Origin of the sequence: Amycolatopsis sp. NPDC059021 (assembly GCF_042739895.1) — a bacterium.
In the GTDB taxonomy this organism is placed as follows: Bacteria; Actinomycetota; Actinomycetes; order Mycobacteriales; family Pseudonocardiaceae; genus Amycolatopsis.
Genome location: NZ_JBHYIQ010000138.1, coordinates 8407 through 15394 on the forward strand (window position 1 = coordinate 8407; position 6988 = coordinate 15394).

The window sequence follows — 6988 nt, forward strand, 5'->3', positions numbered from 1 at the left end:
CCCGCCCGGCACCACCCCGCTCGTGGGCGAGCCGAAGAGGGCGCCGGCGGCGCCGCGGGGGCCCCCGTCCGCCCCGCCCGCCCCCCCGGCGGGCGCGCCCCCGCGCGGGGCGCGGACCGAGGGTGACCTGACAGCGCCACCCGCCGAGACACCGGCGGAGCAGGGAGGCCACTGATGGCGGGCAGGCCGGGACCGGCACGCACCCGCGCGGCGGGCAGCGCCCGGCGGACCTACGCCGCCGGGACGCGCCGCGCGGTGGCCAAGCGCGGCAACGGCGGGCAGCGCGGCCGGTTCTCCGCGGTGCGCATCATCCTGGTCGCGGTGATGATCGCCGCGGGCGCGAAGCTGGTGCAGGTGCAGTGGTTCGAGGCGGGCGCGCTGTCGGCCGCCGCCGAGCGGCAGCGCACCCTCACCATCGACATCCCGGCCCAGCGCGGGTCCATTGTGGACCGCAACGGCGGGAAGCTCGCGTTCAGCGCGGAAACCCGCACGCTTTCGGTGAACCTCAAGGCCCTGCACAAGTCCATGGACGAGTTCGCCGCGAAGAACCCGGCCGGCGGGCGGAACTTCGAGAACGAGGTCGCGGGCGCGGCGAAGTACATCTCGGCGAAGCTGCCGGGGGTGATCAGCGAGCAGCAGCTGCTGACGCTGTTCCACAAGCCCGACGCGTTCACCTACCTGGTCAACAACATCGAACCGTCGGTGGCCACCGACATCGTCAAGAAGTACGCGTGGATCGGGGTGGAGAAGCGCGCCAAGCGGGAGTACCCGGGCGACTCGCTGGCCTCGAACATCGTCGGGCTGGCGAACTGGCGCATGGACGACCCGGACGTGTCCAAGCACAACATCCACGGCGTCGTCGGGCTGGAGGCCGCGCGCGACGACGACCTCGCGGGCACGCCGGGCCGCCGGATGGTGAACACGCAGAACGGCAACGACAACGTCGTCATCCCCGGTACCGAACGCGATCTCCAGGCCGCGATCCCCGGCTCGAACCTCGAGCTGACCCTCGATTCGGACGTCCAGTACGAACTGCAGCGGCAGCTGACGGACTACGTCGCGCAGTCGCACGCCAAGGGCGGCCAGGCCGTGGTGATGGACGCGAAGACCGGCGAGGTCTACGCGCTGGCGGACTCGAAGACGTTCAACCCCAACGACCCGGCGACGCTGCAGGACCCGGAGAACCTCAACAACCGGCCGGTCACGACGCCGTTCGAGCCCGGTTCGGTGAACAAGGTCGTCACCGCGACCGCGGCGATCGACGAGAACGCGGCCACGCCGGAGTCGACCCTGCAGGTCCCGGGCAGTCTGAAGGTCGCCGACCGCACGGTGAACGACGCGTGGCCCCACGGCACACAGACGTTCACCACGACCGGGGTCTTCGCGAAGTCGTCCAACGTCGGGACGCTGCTGCTGGCGCAGAAGGTCGGCGAGGAGCACTACCTCGACATGCTGAAGAAGTTCGGCATCGGCCAGAAGACCGGCATCGGCCTGCCCGGCGAGAGCGGCGGGTACGTGCCGCCGCGCAGCCAGTGGTCCGCCTCGACCTTCGGCAACCTGCCGATCGGCCAGGGCCTGTCGATGACCATCCTGCAGATGACCGGGATGTACCAGGCGATCGCCAACGACGGGCTGCGCGTCGAGCCGCGGATCGTGAAGGCGAAGGTCAGTCCGGACGGGACGGTCGTGCCCGAACCGGCGCCGAAGACCGTCCAGGTGGTCAGCCCGCAGACCGCGAAGACGGTGCGCGACATGATGCGCGCCGTGGTGCAGAAGGGCAAGGGCCAGGACGTCGGCACCGCGCCGAGCGCGGCCGTCGAGGGCTATCAGGTCTCCGGCAAGACCGGCACCGGCCAGCAGATCGACCCGAAGACGAAGGCCTACAGCGACACGCTGAACAACATCACCTTCGCCGGGATCCTGCCCGCCGATCACCCGCGGTTCGTGGTGGGCATCCGCCTCGACGCGCCCGACACGACGCTGCCCGCCGGGCACTCGGCCGGGCCGCTGTTCCACTCGATCGCGTCCTACCTCGGCCAGCGGTACCAGATCCCGATCTCGGACAGCCCCACCCCGGTCGTCCCCCTGGTTCTGCCCTGACTTCGGCGAGGTCCGTGAAGGCCTCCTTCACAGCGGTGAGCGCTGTGAAGGAGGCCTTCACGGCACGGGGGCGGGATCGAGAGCGCGGGCGGGAATTCGCACAGAAAAGCAACCTATTCGCGGCTCGTGCACGTGCAGACCGGAAAACGTTCCGCCCCGGCATGATCAATAGCGGCGTATGTCCACATGAATCAGTGCTCCAGCTGGCAAAACCTTGCGGGACAAGGCTTTGCGGGCAAGCCCCATAGCATGCCGGAGCCGGGAAGCGGGAAATGGCGTACCGCCTGAACGAACCGGAACCGCGCACCAGTAGCCTTCCTGCCGTGTCGGTGTCCTCGTCCAGTCCTCACAGTGCCTCCCCGGGGGCGGCGTCTTTGCCGGACAGTCCGGTCAAGGCGGTCGCCGCGCCCCCACGGCCCGCGCGCATCGAACCGGTCCCGCTGGCCACGCTGCTCGCCCGCGCGGACGCGCGGCTGATCGCCGACGGTCCCGAAGCGGCCGACCTGACGGTCACCGGGACCACGTTGCGCGCCCAGCACGTCCTGCCCGGCGACCTGTTCGCCGCGCTGCCGGGAGCCCGTGCCCACGGCGCGGACTTCAGCGACCAGGCGGTCGCGGGCGGCGCCGCCGCGGTCCTGACCGACGAGCAGGGCGCGGCCCGGCCCGCCCTGCGCGACGCGGGCGTCCCGGTGCTGGTGCATCCCGACCCGCGGGCCGTCCTCGGCTCGATCGCCGCGTGGATCTACGGCGAGCCGTCGCTGCGGCTGTCGGTCCTCGGGGTCACCGGGACCTCCGGCAAGACGACGACGTCCTACCTGGTCGACGCGGGGCTCAAGGCCGCCGGGATCACCACCGGGCTGATCGGCACCGTGGAGACCCGGATAGCGGGGGAGCGGCTGGTCAGCGGCTTCACCACGCCGGAGGCCCCCGATCTGCAGGCGCTGCTCGCGGTGATGCTCGAAAGCGGCGTCACGCACGTGCCGATGGAGGTCTCCAGCCACGCGCTCGCGCTGGGCCGGGTCAACGGCACCCGGTTCGCGATCGGCGCGTTCACCAACCTCTCCCAGGACCACCTGGACTTCCACCGCGACATGGAGGAGTACTTCGCCGCCAAGTCGCTGCTGTTCGACGGGCGCTCGACCACCGAGGTCGTCGTCGTGGACAGCGCGTGGGGCCAGGCACTGCTGACCCCGCAGACGGTCACCGTGTCCACCGAACCGGGCACCGACGCCGCCTGGCGGGCCACCGACCTGGCCGCCACCTCGGCCGGGGAGCAGTCGTTCACCCTGCACGGCCCGGACGGGCTCAGCGCGCGGGCGCGGATCCCCCTGCCGGGCGAATTCAACGTCGCCAACGCGGTCCTCGCGGCGGCGATACTGGCCAACGCCGGGATCGCGCTCGACGACATCGTGGCCGGGCTCGCCGCGGTCGAGGTGCCGGGCCGGATGGAGCGGGTCTACCTCGGCCAGCCGTTCACCGCGGTCGTCGACTACGCGCACAAGCCCGCCGCGGTGGCGCAGGGGCTCGACGCGCTGCGGGCGCGGACCGAGGGCCGGATCATCACCGTGCTCGGCTGCGGCGGCGACCGGGACACCGCCAAGCGCCCGATGATGGGCGAGGCCGCGGTCCGGCGCAGCGACGTGCTCATCGTGACCGACGACAACCCGCGCTCGGAGGACCCCGCCGCGATCCGCGCCGCGATGCTCGCCGGTGCCCGCGGCGTCGGCCCCGCGCAGGGCGGTGAGGTGCTGGAGATCGGCGACCGCCGCGAGGCCATCACCGAGGCCGTTTCCCTCGCGCGTCCCGGCGACATCGTGTTCGTGGCGGGCAAGGGGCACGAGACCGGCCAGGAGGCCAAGGGGGTCGTCCATCCGTTCTCCGACCGCGACGAGCTCGAAGCGGCCATCAGAAAGCAACTCGAGGTGACTTCGTGATCGTGCTCAGCCTCGCCGAGATCGCCGGCGTCGTCGGCGGCAGGCTGCACCGGGCCGAGGGCAGCGCCACGGTGACCGGCAGCGTCGAATTCGACACCAGGAAGGTCACGCCCGGCGGGCTGTTCGTCGCCCTGCCGGGGGAACGCGTCGACGGGCACGACTTCGCCGCCAAGGCGGCCGAGGCCGGTGCCGTCGCCGTGCTGGCCGCCCGCGAGGTCGACGCGCCGTCGATCGTCGTGCCGCCGGCCGAGGGCCAGGCCAACGAGCGGTCCGTCGCGCTGGCCGGCGACAAGGACGGTTCGGGGGCCGCCGTGCTGGCGGCGCTGGCCAAGCTCGCCCGGTACGTCGTCGGGCGGCTGGCCGCGGACGGGCTCACCGTGGTCGGCATCACCGGTTCGTCGGGCAAGACCTCGACCAAGGACCTCATCGCCCAGCTGCTCGAACCGCTGGGTCCCACGGTCGCGCCGCCCGGCTCGTTCAACAGCGAGCTGGGCCACCCGTGGACGGCGTTGCGCGCGGACGCCGCGACCCGGCACCTCGTGCTCGAGATGTCCGCGCGCGGGATCGGCCATATCGCCGAGGCCGCCTCGATCACCCCGCCGAGGATCGGCGTCGTGATCAACGTGGGCAGCGCGCACGTCGGCGAGTTCGGCTCGCGGGAGGGCATCGCGAAGGCCAAGGGCGAGCTGGTCGAGGCGCTACCGGAGGACGGGGTCGCGATCCTGAACCTCGACGATCCGCTGGTCGCGGCCATGGCGAGCCGGACGAAGGCCAGGGTCGTCGGCGTGGGCGAGAGCCCCGGCGCCCAGGTGCGCGCGGTGGACGTGACGCTGGACGAGCAGGCGCGGGCGTCGTTCAAGCTGGTGACGCCCGAGGGCGAGGCCGGGGTCCGGCTCCCGCTGTTCGGCGAGCACCACGTGGGCAACGCGCTCGCCGCGGCGGCCGTGGCGCTGGAGCTGGGCACCTCCGTCGAGGACGTCGCCTCGCGGCTGTCGGCGGTCCAGCGGCGCTCGGAGCGCCGCATGGAGGTCACCACCCGCGCGGACGGCGTGACCGTGCTCAACGACTCGTACAACGCGAACCCCGAGTCCGTCCGCGCCGCGCTCAAGACGCTGGCCTCGATGGGGCGGGAACGCCGGACCTGGGCCGTGCTCGGCGAGATGGGCGAACTCGGCGAGGAGCGCGTCCGCGCGCACGACGAGATCGGCAGGCTCGCGGTCCGGCTCAACATCTCCCGGCTCGTCGTCATCGGAGAGCGCGCCGCGGCGATGCATCACGGCGCCCAGCACGAAGGGTCCTGGGGCGAGGAGTCGGTGCTGGTACCCGATGTCGGGGCCGCGACGGCGTTGCTGCATGATCAGCTCCGCGCCGGCGACCTCGTGCTCGTGAAGGCCTCCAAGTCCGAAGCTCTGTGGCGGGTGGCCGACGCTCTCTTAGCCGAAGAAGTCCAAGCCCCTGCCCAAGAACGCTCGAACGGTGGTGACGCGTGATCAGCATCCTGATCGCGGCCGCGGCGGGCCTGCTGGTCTCCATTCTGCTGACGCCCTACCTCATCCGGGTCTTCTCCCGGCAGGGTTTCGGCCAGGAGATCCGCGAGGAAGGCCCGCAGGGACACAAATCCAAGCGCGGCACCCCGACGATGGGTGGCGTCGCGATCATCATCGCGATGGTCGCCGGGTACTTCGTCGCGCATCTGATCAGCTGGATGCTCAGCTCCAAGGGCGCGATGCCCTCGGCGTCCGGGCTGCTGGTCCTCATGCTCGCGGTGGGACTCGGCATCGTCGGGTTCCTCGACGACTTCATCAAGATCCGCAAACAGCGCAACCTCGGGCTGAACAAGACCGCGAAACTGGTCGGCCAGCTCGTGGTGACCGTGCTGTTCGCGGTGCTGTCGCTGCAGTTCGCCGACGCGCGGGGGCTGACCCCGGCGTCGCAGAACCTGTCCTACGTCCGCGACCTCGCGCTGATCACGTTCCCGTCGATCATCTTCGTGATCTTCTGCTACATCGTGATCTCGGGCTGGTCGAACGCGGTCAACTTCACCGACGGGCTCGACGGTCTCGCCGGTGGCGCCGCGGCGATGGTGCTCGCGACGTACGTGGTGATCTCGTTCTGGCAGGAGCGGCTGTCCTGCGCCAACTACCCGCCGCAGGCCGCCTGCTACGACGTCCGCGATCCGCTGGACCTCGCGGTGGTCGCCGCCGCGGCCACCGGCGCCTGTGTCGGGTTCCTGTGGTGGAACGCCGCCCCGGCGAAGATCTTCATGGGGGACACCGGTTCGCTCGCGCTGGGCGGCCTGGTCGCCGGGCTGTCCATGACGACCCGCACCGAGCTGCTCGCCATCGTCATCGGCGGGCTGTTCATGGTCGAGATGATCTCGGTGGTCGCGCAGATCGCGGTGTTCCGCACGACGCGGCGAAGGCTGTTCCGGATGGCGCCGTTCCATCACCACTTCGAACTCGCCGGGTGGGCGGAAACCACGGTGATCATCCGGTTCTGGCTGCTCTCGGCGATCTGCTGCATGTTCGGGCTGGGCCTGTTCTACAGCGAGCAGCTGGGCTTCGGGGGCTAGAACGTGACAGCGGCGCGAAGCGCCTCCGCTGAGGGCGGCGGTGGGGAGGAAGGTCGGAAGGACCTCGCGGGTCGTCGCGTCCTGGTCGCGGGGGCCGGGGTCACCGGCAAGTCGGTCGTCCCGGTGCTGCGTGAGCTGGGCGCGCTGGTCACGGTCACCGACGGCAACGCCGAGCGGCTGGCCGAACTGGACGGCCTTGGCGCCGAGCTGGTGCCAGGGCTGACGGAGCCGCCCTCGGGCACCGACCTCGTCGTGACCAGCCCCGGCTGGCGACCGACGTCCCCGCTGCTGGGCGCCGCGGGCGCCGGGGGGGGGGGGGGGGTGTGGGGGGGCGGTCAGGGGCGGGGGGGGGGGGCGGGGCGCCCGCGGGCCGCGCGCGCGC

At 71.7% G+C, this 6988-nt stretch carries 4 protein-coding genes and 1 pseudogene; all 5 read left to right on the forward strand.

The features are described 5' to 3' along the window. Positions 1–174 precede the first annotated feature (174 nt). Entirely contained in the window at positions 175–2100 is a 1926-nt protein-coding gene (locus ACFWX1_RS44000) for a peptidoglycan D,D-transpeptidase FtsI family protein (RefSeq protein ID WP_378395863.1), read from the forward strand. Between the two features lie 374 nt (positions 2101–2474). Next, complete coding sequence (locus ACFWX1_RS44005) at positions 2475–4034, forward strand: UDP-N-acetylmuramoyl-L-alanyl-D-glutamate--2,6-diaminopimelate ligase (protein WP_378395864.1); 1560 nt, start codon at positions 2475–2477, stop codon at positions 4032–4034. After that, the gene (gene murF, locus ACFWX1_RS44010; protein ID WP_378395865.1) at positions 4031–5524 is read left to right on the forward strand and encodes a UDP-N-acetylmuramoyl-tripeptide--D-alanyl-D-alanine ligase; all 1494 of its coding nucleotides are present in this window, start codon (positions 4031–4033) and stop codon (positions 5522–5524) included. The genes ACFWX1_RS44005 and murF overlap by 4 nt, the downstream gene beginning before the upstream one ends. Beyond that, positions 5521–6606, forward strand: a complete 1086-nt coding sequence (gene mraY, locus ACFWX1_RS44015) for a phospho-N-acetylmuramoyl-pentapeptide-transferase (RefSeq protein ID WP_378395866.1) — start codon at positions 5521–5523, stop codon at positions 6604–6606. Before murF ends, mraY begins: the two co-directional genes overlap by 4 nt. Positions 6607–6687: 81 nt before the next feature. Then, positions 6688–6988: pseudogene (locus tag ACFWX1_RS44020) on the forward strand (hypothetical protein); the annotation flags it as partial.